Annotated in this window: 12 protein-coding genes and 5 pseudogenes; 10 read left to right on the top strand and 7 right to left on the bottom strand. The window is 68.3% G+C overall.

Features of this window, described 5'->3' with window-relative positions; translation table 11 throughout:
• The first annotated feature begins 324 nt into the window (after positions 1-324).
• Both ACFWOG_RS32920 and ACFWOG_RS32915 read left to right on the top strand, forming a co-directional pair.
• Positions 325-1,066, top strand: a pseudogene (locus ACFWOG_RS32920) (transposase).
• Between the two features lie 63 nt (positions 1,067-1,129).
• Positions 1,130-1,330 (top strand): hypothetical protein, encoded by a 201-nt coding sequence (locus ACFWOG_RS32915; protein WP_380362790.1) that lies wholly within the window; start codon positions 1,130-1,132, stop codon positions 1,328-1,330.
• A gap of 97 nt (positions 1,331-1,427) precedes the next feature.
• Here ACFWOG_RS32915 and ACFWOG_RS32910 read toward each other — a convergent pair whose 3' ends face one another.
• Positions 1,428-2,324 carry an ABC transporter substrate-binding protein gene (locus tag ACFWOG_RS32910; RefSeq protein ID WP_380362788.1) on the bottom strand — a complete coding sequence of 299 codons (897 nt, stop codon included), beginning with the start codon at positions 2,322-2,324 and terminating at the stop codon, positions 1,428-1,430.
• 491 nt (positions 2,325-2,815) lie between these two features.
• Between ACFWOG_RS32910 and ACFWOG_RS32905 the strand changes: the two are divergent.
• The 3 genes and pseudogenes from ACFWOG_RS32905 to ACFWOG_RS32895 all read left to right on the top strand — a co-directional run.
• Positions 2,816-3,028, top strand: a pseudogene (locus tag ACFWOG_RS32905) (transposase); the annotation flags it as partial.
• A 9-nt stretch (positions 3,029-3,037) separates the two neighbouring features.
• On the top strand, positions 3,038-3,442 hold the full coding sequence (locus ACFWOG_RS32900; protein ID WP_380362786.1) for a hypothetical protein: 405 nt from the start codon (positions 3,038-3,040) through the stop codon (positions 3,440-3,442).
• A 197-nt stretch (positions 3,443-3,639) separates the two neighbouring features.
• Positions 3,640-4,089 carry an SRPBCC family protein gene (locus ACFWOG_RS32895; RefSeq protein WP_380362784.1) on the top strand — a complete coding sequence of 150 codons (450 nt, stop codon included), beginning with the start codon at positions 3,640-3,642 and terminating at the stop codon, positions 4,087-4,089.
• A 134-nt stretch (positions 4,090-4,223) separates the two neighbouring features.
• On the opposite strand, the gene ACFWOG_RS32890 is transcribed toward ACFWOG_RS32895, so the two are convergent.
• Positions 4,224-4,427 carry a hypothetical protein gene (locus tag ACFWOG_RS32890; RefSeq protein WP_380362782.1) on the bottom strand — a complete coding sequence of 68 codons (204 nt, stop codon included), beginning with the start codon at positions 4,425-4,427 and terminating at the stop codon, positions 4,224-4,226.
• Between the two features lie 405 nt (positions 4,428-4,832).
• On the opposite strand from ACFWOG_RS32890, the gene ACFWOG_RS32885 reads away from it, so the two are divergent.
• Positions 4,833-6,047: an IS110 family transposase gene (locus ACFWOG_RS32885; protein WP_380362780.1), complete on the top strand. Its 1,215-nt coding sequence runs from the start codon at positions 4,833-4,835 to the stop codon at positions 6,045-6,047.
• Positions 6,048-7,180: 1,133 nt separating this feature from the next.
• Here ACFWOG_RS32885 and ACFWOG_RS32880 read toward each other — a convergent pair.
• Complete coding sequence (locus ACFWOG_RS32880) at positions 7,181-7,543, bottom strand: hypothetical protein (protein WP_380362778.1); 363 nt, start codon at positions 7,541-7,543, stop codon at positions 7,181-7,183.
• Between the two features lie 600 nt (positions 7,544-8,143).
• Positions 8,144-8,530 (bottom strand): annotated as a pseudogene (locus ACFWOG_RS32875) (ABC transporter substrate-binding protein); the annotation flags it as partial.
• A 43-nt stretch (positions 8,531-8,573) separates the two neighbouring features.
• Between ACFWOG_RS32875 and ACFWOG_RS32870 the strand changes: the two are divergent.
• A pseudogene (locus ACFWOG_RS32870) lies at positions 8,574-8,708 on the top strand (ABC transporter substrate-binding protein); the annotation flags it as partial.
• A 109-nt stretch (positions 8,709-8,817) separates the two neighbouring features.
• On the top strand, positions 8,818-9,270 hold the full coding sequence (locus tag ACFWOG_RS32865; protein WP_380362796.1) for a transposase: 453 nt from the start codon (positions 8,818-8,820) through the stop codon (positions 9,268-9,270).
• Here ACFWOG_RS32865 and ACFWOG_RS32860 read toward each other — a convergent pair.
• Positions 9,189-9,386 (bottom strand): annotated as a pseudogene (locus ACFWOG_RS32860) (restriction endonuclease); the annotation flags it as partial. The gene ACFWOG_RS32865 and the pseudogene ACFWOG_RS32860 sit on opposite strands and share 82 nt — an antisense overlap.
• Before the next feature lie 104 nt (positions 9,387-9,490).
• Between ACFWOG_RS32860 and ACFWOG_RS32855 the strand changes: the two are divergent.
• Positions 9,491-9,637, top strand: a complete 147-nt coding sequence (locus ACFWOG_RS32855; protein ID WP_380362794.1) for a hypothetical protein — start codon at positions 9,491-9,493, stop codon at positions 9,635-9,637.
• 430 nt (positions 9,638-10,067) lie between these two features.
• Here the strand turns inward: ACFWOG_RS32855 and tatA are convergent, their stop codons facing one another.
• Positions 10,068-10,370, bottom strand: coding sequence for a Sec-independent protein translocase subunit TatA (gene tatA / locus ACFWOG_RS32850; RefSeq protein ID WP_380362776.1), 303 nt, complete (start codon positions 10,368-10,370; stop codon positions 10,068-10,070).
• A gap of 140 nt (positions 10,371-10,510) precedes the next feature.
• On the opposite strand from tatA, the gene ACFWOG_RS32845 reads away from it, so the two are divergent.
• Positions 10,511-11,307 (top strand): IS5 family transposase gene (locus ACFWOG_RS32845; protein WP_380362792.1). Its coding sequence is split into 2 segments (ribosomal slippage): positions 10,511-10,856 and positions 10,856-11,307, totalling 798 coding nucleotides; the frame shifts between segments, so codons are not numbered across the junction.
• A 98-nt stretch (positions 11,308-11,405) separates the two neighbouring features.
• On the opposite strand, the gene ACFWOG_RS32840 is transcribed toward ACFWOG_RS32845, so the two are convergent.
• Positions 11,406-14,168 carry a glycoside hydrolase family 2 TIM barrel-domain containing protein gene (locus tag ACFWOG_RS32840; RefSeq protein ID WP_380362774.1) on the bottom strand — a complete coding sequence of 921 codons (2,763 nt, stop codon included), beginning with the start codon at positions 14,166-14,168 and terminating at the stop codon, positions 11,406-11,408.
• Positions 14,169-14,298: the final 130 nt, after the last annotated feature.

Raw genomic sequence — 14,298 nt, 5'->3', positions numbered from 1 at the left:
GCTACGAACGCAAGGCCGACCACTTCGCAGCCTTCGCCAGCATCGCCGCAGCCCTCATCTGCACCCGACGGCTATCCAAATGAGATGTCTTCTTAGAGGACGCTCTTGTCACTTATGCACAGGTTCGGGGTAGTTTGCCACCTGCCCGAAAGGTCTCGCGATGAGACCTTTGCCGGAAGTATCACCACAGCCCGGCCGTCGACACCGTTACAGTTCATCACTTTTCGGAGCGAACGCTCCTGTCCAGTTCAAAGTTCCCATGAATTGTCCGAATCGGTTCACTCGGACTAGTCGAGTTCAACTCCCTTACGCAGAAGTAAAGTTATGACGATTCAACCGCAGCGCAGAGCATATCCGAGTGATCTTTCCGACGCCCGCTGGGCCCTGGTGGAGCCGGTCCTGACCGAGTGGCGGGCCGAACGCCAGAAGACCTCGCTGGGTCTCGGCGCCAGGGTCACCGACCTGCGCGAGGTCACGAACGCGATCCTGTACGTCAACCGGACCGGGACCGCCTGGCGTTACCTACCGCATGACTTCCCACCGCACACCACCGTGTTCTCGCACCTCAGCGCATGGACCGCCGACGGCACGATCGAAGAACTCGACGTCCGGCTGCGCCTCCTGATGCGGGAGAAGGAGGGCCGCTCACCCGAGCCGACCGCGTGCGTAATCGACGCCCAGAGCGTCAAGACCGCACCCAGTGCGCCGACCGCGACCCAGGGCATCGACGCCGGCAAGCAGCACCTCATTGGGCTCGCCGAATCGCATCCCACTGTCAACAAGGCCTGGGTCGACACCGGCTACAAGACCCAGGCCGTTGAACACGGAGCGAAGCTCGGCATCGACGTGGACGTCGTCCACGAGACGTCCAGGCCAAGGCCTTCTCGGTTGTTCCGCGAAGGCGGGTGGTCGAGCGCAGTTCCGGCTGGATCATGATGCACGGCCGGCTCGCCCGGAACGGCGAGACCAAGCCCGAGTACTCCGAGAGCATGATCCGCTTCGCGATGATCTCGAACCTCGCGAAGCGAGCAACGGGCGAAGCGCCATAACTTGGCATAATTCGTGAACTATCACGCATTCAATCAGGACGTCCTCTCGCACCGCCGACCCCATCCTGAAGACCTCGGTAATGATCCTGCTGCAAGGGGCCGGGATCTCCGTCACCCACGCCCCGCGAAGCGGGCAACGCTTCCGCACCGACCGTCAAGATGCCCACATCGTCACCGCCGTCCTGGACATCGTCCAGACCACCCTCTACCGACTCACCGAGGCTTTCGGGATCGGGTTCACCACCGCGGACCTGCTCCCCCCGAACTGGCCTCCCTGGTAGCCGCCCGGAACGTCATCGCGCAGGACCTCCCCCCACGGCGCCTGGGATCCTCCGGGTGCCCCGCCCCCTGAGTTGGGCGTCGGCGATCACGACAAGGTCAGCCGGCACCGTTGACAATGGCGTTGTGTATGGCGTTGTCGGACAGCTGCCATTTGTCGAGGACGGCTTTGTAGGTGCCGTTGACGATGAGCAGATTCATCGCCCTGGCCAGGACATCCTGCAGCTGGGCATCGTCCTTGCGAACCGCGATGCCCCAGGGCTGGAGTTGCAGTTGCGGGCCGGCGACGTCGAAGGACTTCCCGCCGTCGACGGTCTGGGCGTTGTAGAGCACCTTCGGATAGCCGGTGATGAGCGCGTCCACCTGACTCTTCCGCAGCTCCGTCACGGCGTCCTGGTCGGTGTCCGTCCGCAGGACCCTGAGGGCCTTACCCGAACGCTCGCAAGCCTTCTGCTGGCGGGTCACGAGGTCGTCGTGAACGGTTTCCCGCTTCACCGCCACGGATCTGCCGCACAGGTCTCCGAGAGTGCCGATCCGCACCGGGTTGCCCTTGCGGACCATCAGGCCGGAGCCGGCCATGAAGTAGTCCACGAAGTCGACACCCACCCCGACCGGTCTGTTGTCCTTGTCCACACCCCGTTCCCGCTCCCGGGTGTCGGTGATGCCCGACATCCCGATGTCGAACTTCCGGTCGAGCAGCCCGGGAATCACGTCCGAGAAGAGGTCGACCTCGTGGAAGCGGACGTCGACGCCCAGCACCTTCCCGAGGGCAGCCGCGAGGTCGAGATCGAGGCCGTCCGGCTGGCCGTCCGCACGGCGGAAGACGATCGGGGGAGCGGTGTACGACACGCCCACCTGGATCACCCCCGCCTTCCGGATCGCCTTGGGCAACTGGTCGTGCAACGAGGGCTTGCCGCCCTCCGCGCCACCACCCACCGCGAGACAGACCCCAGCCAGCGCGGAGGCGGTAAGGACGGCACCGGCCGCGACGGTCATGCGGCGACGACGGTTGGAAGAGGTCATCTCTGGTACTCCCGACTGATCGAAGTCCGGCACCCTCGTACGGGGCCGGTACAGCGACGATCCGGCCACGGTCCGCACGGCCCGCACCATCCGAGCAAACTGGACCTGGCCACGGTCACAGCGATGTCGGAGCAGGGCGGGGAGAGAGCCGTCGACTGGCGCTCAGCTAAAGAGCTGAATTCCGGCGCAGGAGCCCGGCTCGGTACCCAACCGTTACCAGAGGGGGAGTCGAACCCGGACGTCCTGCAGGCTGCGGACGGCCCTCGAGGAACCTCGTCGACATCCGGCGCAGGCCTCAGAGGGCATTTGATGTGAACGGATTGCACTTTATGTCCGAGTACGCTCCTTGCCGGGTTGGTGTGCTCTCGTCCGTTACTGGCTTCGGCTCGTCAGGGTGAATCTGTGCGAAGTGCCTGATGAGCCTGAAGCCAGTAACGATCCGCCGGCTTCGATCCCATTAGGGCTACAGCTCCCGCAAGATTCGCGCCTATCTGCGCAGACGGGGCATCCGCTACACCGTCCCCGAACGCGTCGACCAGGCACTGAACCGTCTCAACCGAGGTTCGCACGGGGGCCGACCACCTGGTTTCGACCGACGGATCTACCGGCTCCGCAACGTCGTCGAACGCTGCTTCAACCGGTTGAAGCAATGGCGTGGCCTGTCCACCCGCTATGAGACCGGCGGTGTGGATCGCTTCGAGGAGACCGCAGGGGTCGGGCCCGGCGACGCGTCGGAGCTCTGTGATGCGTGCGGGGCACTGGTGGCGGTGGGGAAGGCGGCGGTGCTGTGGGTGTCGGACTCCTCCGCGGTGGGCACGGACGGGCGCTCCGACGGTGAGCGGTTGCTGCGTGCGTGCGGCGAGCGGCACCTGGCCTGGCTCGCCGTCCGGTACCGGCGCCGCCCGTTCGTGCCGGAGGAGCTGTGGGCCGGCCAGATCACCCGGGCGGTGCGCCTGCTCGGCCCGCTGGACGACGAGGAGATGTACGAGCGGGTCATCGAGATGACCGGCCTGGACGAGGAGCGGTTGATACGGGCCGTCGCCTGGCAGGACAGCCACGGCCGTCCTTCGGGCGCCGGTCCCGGGGCGTGAAGGCGCGCCACACGAGCCGCGGGGCGGCCCCCTGCTCCACGGCGGTGGTCACTGATTGTGTCCGGGGCGGGGCCCCCGGGTTGCCGGGATGCGGTTTCGGGGGCGGAATCGGTACTACCCGACATGTGGGCCGGTGGGCGGGGCAGGTGTGTGCCCGGCCCGCCGCGTGAGGTACCGATCCGAAGGTGAGTTCAGCGATGAGCAAGGTGCAGGAATCGATCGACGTGGACGTGCCGATCAGCGCCGCGTACAACCAGTGGACGCAGTTCGAGGAATTCCCGCAGTTCATGGACGGTGTCGAGGAGATCACCCAGATCGACGAGCGGCACAACCACTGGAAGACGAAGATCGCCGGGGTGTCCCGGGAGTTCGACACCGAGATCGTCGACCAGGTCCCCGACGACCATGTCGCCTGGCGCACCACCGGTGGCGATGTGAAGCAGACCGGCATGGTCCGCTTCGAGCCGATCGACGCCACCCATACCCGGGTGATGATGGAGATGGACTTCCAGCCCGGCGGGATGGCGGAGAAGGCCGCGGACCTGACCGGCCTGCTCGACCGGCAGGTGAAGGGCGACCTCAAGCGGTTCAAGCACTTCATCGAGAAGCGCGGTACCGCCACCGGCGGGTACCGCGACACTCTCTGACCCAGGTCTTCTCGCGCCCCCGCCGCTTTGCGGCGGGGGCGTCGTGCGTGCGCTGGCGAACCGGCGGCGGGCTCCGCGTGCCCGGCTCTGACCGAAGCCTTCGACCGTCCCTGCCAAAGGGACGGCGGGCGCGGTCAGGGGTTGCGGGGGTGCTTGAGCGGGGCGGACCGCCCGAGGCCGAGGAAGTGGGAGAGGGCGGACGGCACGCTGTCGGGGTCGCGGGGCCGGGTGTCGTAGCAGTCCCAACTGCAGAACGACGTGGGATTCCAGCTGGCCAGCTGCCGGCACTCGCCGCAGGTCATGACCTGCGGCGGCCCCTCGGTGACGTGTCGCTCCATCGCGTTCACCCGCTCCGCGTCTCGCCCCGCCCCAAGGGTACGACGCGCCTCCGCACCGGCACCCGCACGCCCAGCCCTCGTACGGCCCCGTGGCCGCCATCGGCGGCTGGACGTTCGGCGAGCCCGAAGAGTCGCTGACCGCCCCCCGTTATGTTTTTCGCGGTCCTGCAAGAGGGCCGCTGGCCTCCGGGCCCGGCATGACTGTGTCCCCCTGTCGAAGAGATGACCTGGGGGGTGGTGTCTCCGGGCCCGGGGGTGTCGTCGGAGACGCTGATGAGAGGTCCGGCCACCGCCCGGTCCGGCGCAATGCCGGACGGCCCGCGGGCGGCAGGTCTGCATAACGTGGATGCGCGCGTACGACACCACCGCCGAGGCCGGCCCGTCCGACTCCCCTGGAAGGGCGCGATGTTCGACACCGAAGACGTGGGCGTGTTCCTCGGCCTGGACGTCGGCAAGAGCACTCATCACGGCCACGGCCTGACCCCGGCAGGCAAGAAGGTCTTCGACAAACCGCTGCCCAACAGCGAGCCGAAGCTGCGGGCCGTCTTCGAGAAGCTGACCGCGAAGTTCGGCACCGTCCTGGTGATCGTGGACCAGCCCGCCTCCATCGGCGCCCTGCCCCTGACCGTCGCCCGCGACGCCGGCTGCCAGGTCGCCTACCTTCCAGGACCGGCCACGCGGCGAATCGCCGATCTCTACCCCGGCGAGGCGAAGACCGACGCCAAGGACGCCGCCGTGATCGCCGACGCGGCCCGCACCATGCCCCACACCCTGCGCTCGCTGGGACTCACCGACGAGATCACCGCCGAACTCACCGTCCTGACCGGGTTCGACCAGGACCTCGCCGCCGAGGCCACCCGCACCTCCAACCGGATACGCGGCCTGCTCACCCAGTTCCACCCGTCACTGGAGCGCGTGCTCGGACCACGGCTCGACCACCCGGCCGTCACCTGGCTCCTGGAGCGCCACGGATCCCCGGCAGCCCTGAAAAAAGCCGGACGCCGCAGACTCGTCGAACTGATCCGCCCCAAAGCCCCGCGCATGGCCCAACGATTGATCGACGACGTCTTCGACGCCCTCGACGAACAGACCGTCGTCGTCCCCGGCACCGGCACCCTCGACGTGGTCATCCCGCCCCTGGCCCGATCCCTCGCGGCCGTCCAGGAACAGCGCCGGGCCCTGGAGGCCCAGATCAACACCCCGCTGGAGGCCCACCCTCTTCACCCGGTCCTGACCTCGATGCCCGGCGTCGGCGTCAGGACCGCCGCCGTCCTGCTGGTCACCGTCGGCGACGGCACCGGCTTCCCCAGCGCCGCCCACCTCGCCTCCTACGCCGGCCTCGCGCCCACAACCAAGTCCTCGGGCACCTCCATCCACGGAGAACACGCACCCCGAGGAGGAAACCGGCAGCTCAAACGCGCCATGTTCCTCTCCGCCTTCGCCTGCATGAACGCCGACCCCGCCTCCCGCACCTACTACGACCGGCAACGAGCCCGCGGCAAAACCCACACCCAGGCACTCCTGCGCCTCGCCCGCCAACGCATCAGCGTCCTGTTCGCCATGCTCCGCGACGGCACCCTCCACGAGTCCCGAACCCCAGCCGCCACCCCCGCCGCATGACCACCCCAAACAGCACCAAAACCGGCGCCACGTCCTTGACGAAGGACATAGAGGCACCCCCCCGCCCGACCCCGCCGGCGTCCGGCCGTCCGGATTCCCGTCCAGGCCGTCGCCGCCGCTGCGGTGACCGGGGCCGCCGTCGGTCGTTGAACCGGGCAGAGCGCCCCGGTCGGGGCGCGTGGCGATGCCTTGCTCCACATCCGATGCCCGGACACCCCCCGTGGGCGTCGGGCCCGAGCACGGCACCGTTTGCCGGGGCGGCCGGACGTACGCACCGGCCGCCCCGGCGGCAAGCGCCGCTGAGGACGTTCCGGCCGTTCAGGTCCACGGCTCCGGTTCCTCGGCCGTGGCCCGCGCCTGGGCGGGGCCGACGTGGCGCACCTGGACATCGTGGACCACGCCATTCCGCTCCATCCGGACCCAGCCGGGTCGCGGTGACGCCGGTTTCGCGGCGGCCCGAAGACGCCGGACAGCGCCACTGTCCCTACAGACCTCGAGGTGTAGCCCGGGCGTCAGCCCGGCGCCCACACGGCCACCACGAAACCGACCACCGTGACAGCACCGCTCTGCCCTATGGCCTCAACGGGCCAGGGACTACTCAGGCATCCGTCACGCCAGACAGACCCACGAGCCCCGTCCGGGGCAACCTGGAACCGCCTTCGCTTCGGTTTGGGGACTGTTGGGGGGATGCACGCCCCGGCGCGGGCCCACTCCAGTGCAGAGTCCAGCTCGCCGGGCACCTCACCCTGGTCGTCGTCCTCGTCGTCCTCGTCCTCGAAGCCGCCCACCACGGGTGTGGCCTTCTCCGCCCGTGTCCTGGTGATCCGCGTCTTCGACGGCAGGGACGGCCGGTGCCCGGTGCGGTGCCTCGGGTACGAGGCGGCTCTACGGTCCGTGATTCGCGGGTGGCGCGTGCGCGGGTGGCCGGGCGGCCGGTGGGTGGGCGGCGTGGGCGCACGGGCCCGGGGGTGTGTGGTGCCTGGTGATCCGGTGTACGGTCCCGCGTGTGTCCACGGCCCACAGCACGTCCGCGGCGATCTCGCGCCGGGCCATGCGGACGATTCCGGGGCCGCCGCCGGGCAGGTCGACCGTGCGCCCCACCCAGCGGGACCAGGCCGGGTCCGAGCTCGTGATCACCGCCCCCACCCCCATCGGGCGATCAGTTGAGACGGCGGGAGTTCGATGACGCGGCATCCCGAACTGGTGAGTTGGGACCAGATCGAGCGCGCTTCGAGGTCGGAGAGCGAGAAGACGAACGGGCCCGGGACGAGCACCCCGCGGAAGGCGCCCGCGGTCAGCAGCCCGATCAGACGATGGAGGGCGGGAAGCGGTCCCCGGGAGCGGCGGCCGTTGTCGAGGAACACGGCCAAAGGCGTGAACCTGAGCTCGTTCGCGAGGTGCCGCAGTGCGTGCAGGTGGGGTCCCATCCCGCTCGGGTCGAAGGGGTAGCAGCGCAGGTAGACGGCTGCGGAAGTATTGGTGCGAACCGGTTTCATGTGTCACGCCCCGGGAATCCGGATAATCCGGGCCAATAGCCCGGAATCGGTCATGCCGACAGGAAACCGCTCGGCGACCCGCCGGGGCCAGCCCCACCGGCTGTCGTTCTCGTCACAGTTCGGCCGAAGAGCGGGGCGATCGACGGCGCACCGGGACAGGAGCCGCCCCGCCCGAGACTCCCCGGTGGGCCGTGAGGCGCCGGACGGCGCCGCCGACCCCGAATCCGGCCGGGCGCCCCTCCGGCAGGCCTTCCACCGCCCCACCACCCCCGCCTGCGGCGACCGGCGACGCAGCGCCCGCAACGCCGGAGCGGGGCGGGAACCACACGTCCCGGCGGTGCGACGCCTCCTGCTTCAGCCCGGGCCGCAACCACTCGGAGTCACCGCCAGGCCAAGGACGCTCGACGGCACCACCAGCCGGATCCGCGCCGCCTCCAACAGGCGTCGCGGATCCGAGGAGAGGAACGCAACGAGGCCTTCTGCGGTCCGGCGACAGGTGGACGCTGCCCCGCCCTCCCCACTTGAGGGGGCAGCTGGAAGGCCCCGACGACCGCTGGTGCACTCTGGTCTACCCGTGCCCGGCAAGGGACGGCTGCGCCGTCAGGAGGACGGGGCGGGCTTCGGCGGGACGGTCTTGTCCCAGTTCTCCTTGACGACTTTGCGGGCCTGTTCCAGCTGTGCCGGATTGGGGAAGCGGGGTGTGCCCTCCACGGTGGGCAGCGTGGCGGCGAGGTTCGTGTCGAGGGTGCCGTCCTTGGCCATGGCGTCCATCTGGGCCGGGCGGGCGTAGCCCACGAGTCGCAGGTTCTGACCCTCGGGGCTGGCGAGGTACTCCTCCCACAGCCGGGCCGCCGCCGGGTGGGGGGCGTCCTTGTTGATCGCCTGGGCGTAGTACCGGGAGAAGCTGCCGTCGAAGGGGATGGCGACCCTCCAGTCCACCCCTTGGCCGCGCAGGGCGTCGACGTGCTGGAGGTTGAGGTAGTCCCAAGGGTGGCGGGGACGTCGACGATGTCCTCGCGCGCTGCGGCCCGAGCTGCTGAAACCGGAGTACAACGGCATGGTCGCGCTGAACGGCGGCAACCCCAACACCGCCGGATCCGCCTTCGCCGGCGTCTACGCCGCGGCCCTCGCCAACAACGGCTCGTTCGACGACATCCAGCCGGGCGGCGTCTCGCCTTTGACGATCGACTCCGGTACGGGGTTGCCGGTGTTGTAGTTGCCCACGGCGGCGAGTTGGCCGAAGTAGTCGATGCCTCTCGGCCCGGGCCCGGCTCCTGGCCACAGGCGGAGACCGAAAGACCGACCCCGCCGATGCGCTCCACGTAGCCCAGGTCGCCCCCTTCCGCCGTCATCTGCGCAAGGTGGTCCAAGAGGACCAGTCAACGATCCTGCGACTGCTGACGGAACGGCATGACGACCTGGTCAATGAGCGGACCCGCATCACCAACCGCCTCCACGCTGTCCTGCGTGATCTTCTGCCCGGAGGCGCACCGACCGGTCTGTCGGCGGACAAGGTAGGTGCCCTGATGAAGGGCCTGCGGCCCGCCACTGCCACTGCTTGCTGCCGCCGTGACATCGCCCGTGACCTCCTGGCCGATCCTGCGAACTTCCGGACGCCTGCGGTGAACCCGTTGAGCCCGATCACGAGAGTCACGTCGGCGCCGTGTTCGGGCGGGGCGGTGCCGTTGAACATCTGGATGTCCCTGGAACCGACCGGTTTCCTGTAGTGCTTGCACTGCACGACCACCTTGCGGCTCTGGTCGTCGTAGGCGACGATGTCCGCCTCGAGGTCGCCGGAGCGGCCCGAGTCCTGGACACCGGTGAAACCGTCCCGGACGAGCATGGCGGCGCACGCCTTCTCGAAGTCGGTCGAGGCGGCCCTGGCCCCGCCACCGCCGACATCCTGGAGGTGCTCGCGCATTACGGCTCAAAGCGACGTTCTGCCGGATAGGCCCGCAGGCCGCCGGGAACCCGGCGATGGTCAAACGCATCCTTGCCGCCGGCCACCGCCTGTGCGGTCACACCGTCCACCACCTCCAGCCGTTCGCCAACTTTGCCACCGATGGCCCGGTCTTGCCCGGAATTGCGGAGTGAGGCGACCGTCCCGCCGGAGAACGGCCCTCAGCCGTAGGGGAATGGGTCAGGTAGTGGTGGGGCTGCGGCGTTCGACCAGGACGATGTCGTGCCAGCGGGCGTGGTGACGTCCAGGCGCTCACGGGTGCCGAACCACTCGGCGCGGGTGCGTTTTGGGGTGCGAGTCCGGCGGTGTTCTCTGAGAACACCGCCGGATTGAATGTCCCCCAAGCCATCTCGGTCTAGGCGGGCAGTGCCCCGAGCAGCAGGATGTCCACGTCCCGGTTGCGGGCTTCGGGTGCTGTGCGGCGCCGGCGCCGGCCGTCCGTGCGGGAGGAGGCAGCGCTCAGTGCTGCTTGTCCCTCACCGGTGCCCGGCGAAGCGCGGGTCCGGCGGTGTTCTTCGGGAACACGCGGCTCGCGGGTGCCCGGTTCTGCACGCGGCCGCGTGTTCAGGGGGTGTTCGAGTGGCGGGTGTTCATCGGTGCGGCGTGGCTGGCGGGTGGTGTTTCGGGGTGGGGTGGGGGGATGGCCGGGACGGTGGTGTCCGGGGGGCAGGCGGTGGTGGCCGGGGCGGTTACGTTGGTGGTGTCGACAGGGGCGTCCTCGTGCAGGGCCCTGGTCTCGGCCTTGAGGATGCGCAGGGACTTGCCGATCCCGCGTGCCGCTTCGGGGAGTTTCTTCGAGCCGAAGAGCAGGACGATCACGGCGAGGACGATGATGAGGTGCCAGGCTTCCAGGCCGTTGCGGAGCATTCGCATCGCCTCCTTAATTGTCGAAGTGGAGGGTGGGGGGCGTCGTGGTGTCGGGGCGAGGGGCCGGAAGGACGGCAACTCCAAGGGTGTGCTAATAGGACATCTCATTTGGATGAGTTGAGTAGACTCCGAGTGTGCTGATCGTTGAGCGGCTGGTGCCGGATGAGCTGTGGGAGTTGTTCCAGTTGGTGGTGCCGGACGCTCCGGTGCGCCCGCAGGGTGGTGGCCGGCGGCGCCACGGGGATCGCGAGGTGCTGGCGGCGATCGTGTTCGTCGCGACCTCGGGGTGCACGTGGGCCCAACTGCCGCCATGCTTCGGCCCGTCCGGCCCGACCGCCCATCGGCGGTTCACCGAGTGGAGCAGGGCCCGGGTCTGGGCCAAGCTCCACCGGGTGGTCCTGGAGGAGCTCGGCGCGCGAGGTGAGCTGGACTGGTCGAGGTGCGCGGTCGACTCGGTGAACATGCGGGCCCTGAAAAGGGGGAGCTGACAGGTCCGAATCCTGTCGATCGGGGCAAGTACGGGTCGAAGATCCACCTGCTCACCGAACGTACCGGTTTACCCCTCTCGCTCGCGATCTCCGGAGCCAACGTCCACGACAGCCAGGCCCTGATACCGCTTGTCGACGCCATCCCGCCGATCCGCTCGCGGCGAGGCCCGAGGCGGCGCAGACCCGGCAAGCTGCACAGCGGCAAGGCCTACGACCACCGCTTCATCCGCGCCTACCTGCGCCGAAGGCAGATCCCCACCCGCATCGCCCGCCGAGGTGTCGAATCCTCCCAGCGCCTCGGCCGCCACCGTTGGGTGATCGAGCGCACTGTCGCCTGGCTCGGTGGCTTCCGCCGGCTGCACCGCCGTTACGAACGCAAGGCCGATCACTTCGCCGCCTTCGCCAGCATCGCAGCAGCCATCATCTGCGCCCGCCGACTTCCCAAATGAGATGTTTTCTAATGCCACCGCCGGTATGGGTGGGAGTGTCGGGGGCGGATACTGCGCCCGCCCCAGACACCGGTCCCACACCGACGGGCAGCCGCCGGTCAGGGGAGCAGGCGCACCCGTGCGGTCGCGGACCAGTTGGATCCCAGTCTGATCGCCTTGCCCTCGGCGTTGCCCCAGTCGAGGTCTGGGTAGTTGATTCTGGCGCTGGTGATCATGTTGACGCCAGGGGCATAGAAGGCGAACGGATCGGCAGTCAGCACTTCGAAGGCATCGAGGCACACGAAGGTATCGGTAGCCGAGGCATTCTTTTGCCCGGTGACCCGCACTGATACGGTGTGTTCTCCCTCCGTGAGGCCGGTGCGCTCAAACACGCTTTGCTGGAATTGCTTGCTCCCCGCATACAGATCGACTCTGGTGGGGGTCTCGTTGTCCACCGAGATCTCGGCGATTCCCTCGTTCAGGCCCTTGGGGGCGATTATCCGGACCCCGGTCCCCCAGAAGGTGGTGGCGGCGGTGGCGCCCGTCTGCCTGCTGTACGACTCGGTGCGACCCAGATCGCCACTGGTCGAGCTGCGGTTGGCGTCGTGGGACCAGGTGCCGGTGTAGGTGATCCGGTCGGATGCGTCGTCGGCGACCTGGTTTGCCACCCGGAACGCGTTGAGGAGCGCGTACGTGCCGGTGGACATGGGGTTCTTGTTGCCGGTGCACTCGACCTTGATCGTGTGCTGGCCGTAGGGCAATTGTGAGCTGCGGAAGAGCAGCCGGGCGGGGGGCTTGCCCGTACCGTAGAGGTCCACCGTTGCTGCCACCGTGCCGTCGATGGAGATCTTTACGATGCCGAGGTCACCGCGCGGAGCGGCGTAGAGCCCCACCCCGGTTCCGGTGAAGGTCAGTTGAGCCGATGCCCCCGTGGTGTTCGAGACGGCCTCGGTGTCGAACCGGCCGTCGACGGGGCCTCCGGCCGCGGCTGCGTGTGTCCACGTCCCGCTGTAGACCACCTGCGGGGAGGCATCATCGATCACCGATGGATAGACCGGTGCCAGGCGCACCGCGTCAGTTCCGTCCGATTCGACCTGCACCCCGGGACCGGTTGAGCCGACGGTGGCCCTGGCGAGCCGGATGTTGGCCTTGGCGCTGCGGAAGTCGTTGGTCCAGTGGGCGGCACTGTCCTTGCCGAAGAGGTAGTAGCTGTGGGTGTCCTGCGACCACTGCCAGGTTGGCTGTGTGCGGTATCCGTCCGTTCCTGCGGTCCGCCTCTTGGTTGCGGTGCCGGACGGCCGTCCGATGTGGTCGTCGGGGTAGGTCGTCCATTGGGCGTCGCGCTGCCAAGTAAGGGTGTCGGTCCGGTCGGCGAGGGTGTAGGCGATGCCGACGTCGCTGACGGGGTCGCCGGGCGGGTTGGCGATCGTATACGTTGTGGTGAGCAGGCCCCTGCCGTCGACGGCCATCTTGACCGTGGTGTCGATCGTGCCGAACCGGCCAGTGAGCGTCACCACGGCCTGGCCGCCGCTGGTAGTGACCGTGGTCGAGGTACCGGTCCACGGGCCGGGGGTGAGCCGCGAAATCACCAGGTCGGGGCCGCCGGTGAGCACCTTCGCGCCTCCGGCCGTGGCCTCGACCAAACGTGCGGCGGTCTTGTCGAACACCATGGTGAACGGCGCGTCGACGCCCGTGATGACGATGCGGTTTGCGGTTTCCGCCACGGTGGGCGTGGTGCCGCCTACGGGCGTGAACGACGGTGTCGTGCGGGCGTTGAGCGACAGGCGGTAGTCGTCGACGATGGCGGTGCCGCGGCGGAAGGTGAGCTGGAGGATGTCTCCTGCCGACCAGGGGCCGGCCGGGATCGTCAGCGTGCCGCTCTGCCGCGCGGGAACGTTGATCCCGTTTAGCGTTCCGCTCCTGTCGCCAAGCCGCCAGGTGATAGACAACTCGTTGAGGTTGGAGTGGTCGTACCAGTTGGTGACCGGTACCGGGACGGCGCTGCCGGGGGTGAGTCCGGTCAGCGTGCCATCGGCGATCTGTACCGGTGAGAAGGCCTTCTGAGTAAGCCAGAACTCGGGCTTGCGTCGACGGTACAGGTCGATGATTCCCCAGTCGCCGTAGCCGACCGGGCCGGCCGGCAGCTCGAAGACCTCGTCGATGGCGGCCCAGATGGCACCGCCCACGATTCCGTCGGTGGTGCGAAAGTGGGTGGCGAAGTTGGCGATGCTCCTGCCCCAGAAGTTGCGTGCGGCCGGGTCGGCTCTCAGGGTGTCGAGGTTGTAGCAGGGCACGTGAGCGAATTCGCCGTACTGGATCGGCTGGTTCGCGTTGCCGCTGGCTCCGCCGCCCGGGTAGTGGCCGCTGTAGATGTCGGCCTGGGGGCCGCCGCTGCCCGAGCGGCGGTCCTCGAAGACGGTCGGGCGGGAGGGGTCCACCTCATGCGAGTAGGCGTGCTCGGAGTAGAAGTTCACCCCTCCCAGACCGCTCTCGTTGCCGAGCGACCACTCGATGACGCATGCGTGGCTGCGGTCCCGCTCCACCATCTCGGCATATTGTGCCAAGTACGTGTCGACGTAGGCGGGGTCGTCGACCGTATAGTTCTGGAAGGAGACTGGTGCCTCGACCTCGACGTACATGCCGATCTGGTCGGCCCACTGCAACAACTCGGGCGTCGGGGGGTAGTGCGAGGTACGGATGAAGTTGCAGTTCGCCTCCTTGTACAGCCGGACGGCCTGCTCCTCCAGCGCTGGCGTCGTCGAACGCCCAAGCGCCCTGGTCATGCTGTGGTGGTTGACGCCGAGCAGGTGCACGGGCTTGCCGTTAACCAGAAGCTTGTTGCCCTGTACCTTGACCTGGCGGAAGCCAACGGAGCGGGACACCGACTGCGTGACCCCGTCAACCGTGTACGTGGCCTTTAGAAGACATCTCATTTGGGTGGGTTGAGTAGACTCCGAGTGTGCTGATCGTTGAGCGGCTGGTGCCGGATGAGCTGTGGGAGTTGTTCCAGTT

The sequence above is a fragment of the Kitasatospora sp. NPDC058406 genome (assembly GCF_042722765.1).
GTDB lineage: Bacteria > Actinomycetota > Actinomycetes > Streptomycetales > Streptomycetaceae > Kitasatospora.
This window is presented reverse-complemented; position numbering and strand designations above follow the sequence as displayed.

Coding starts and splice junctions, on each gene's coding strand:
- ACFWOG_RS32910 (WP_380362788.1), bottom strand. CDS start 2,324: ATGACCGTCGCGGCCGGTGCCGTCCTTACCGCCTCCGCGCTGGCTGGG.
- ACFWOG_RS32880 (WP_380362778.1), bottom strand. CDS start 7,543: ATGAAACCGGTTCGCACCAATACTTCCGCAGCCGTCTACCTGCGCTGC.
- ACFWOG_RS32890 (WP_380362782.1), bottom strand. CDS start 4,427: ATGGAGCGACACGTCACCGAGGGGCCGCCGCAGGTCATGACCTGCGGC.
- ACFWOG_RS32915 (WP_380362790.1), top strand. CDS start 1,130: ATGATCCTGCTGCAAGGGGCCGGGATCTCCGTCACCCACGCCCCGCGA.
- ACFWOG_RS32895 (WP_380362784.1), top strand. CDS start 3,640: ATGAGCAAGGTGCAGGAATCGATCGACGTGGACGTGCCGATCAGCGCC.
- ACFWOG_RS32885 (WP_380362780.1), top strand. CDS start 4,833: ATGTTCGACACCGAAGACGTGGGCGTGTTCCTCGGCCTGGACGTCGGC.
- tatA (WP_380362776.1), bottom strand. CDS start 10,370: ATGCTCCGCAACGGCCTGGAAGCCTGGCACCTCATCATCGTCCTCGCC.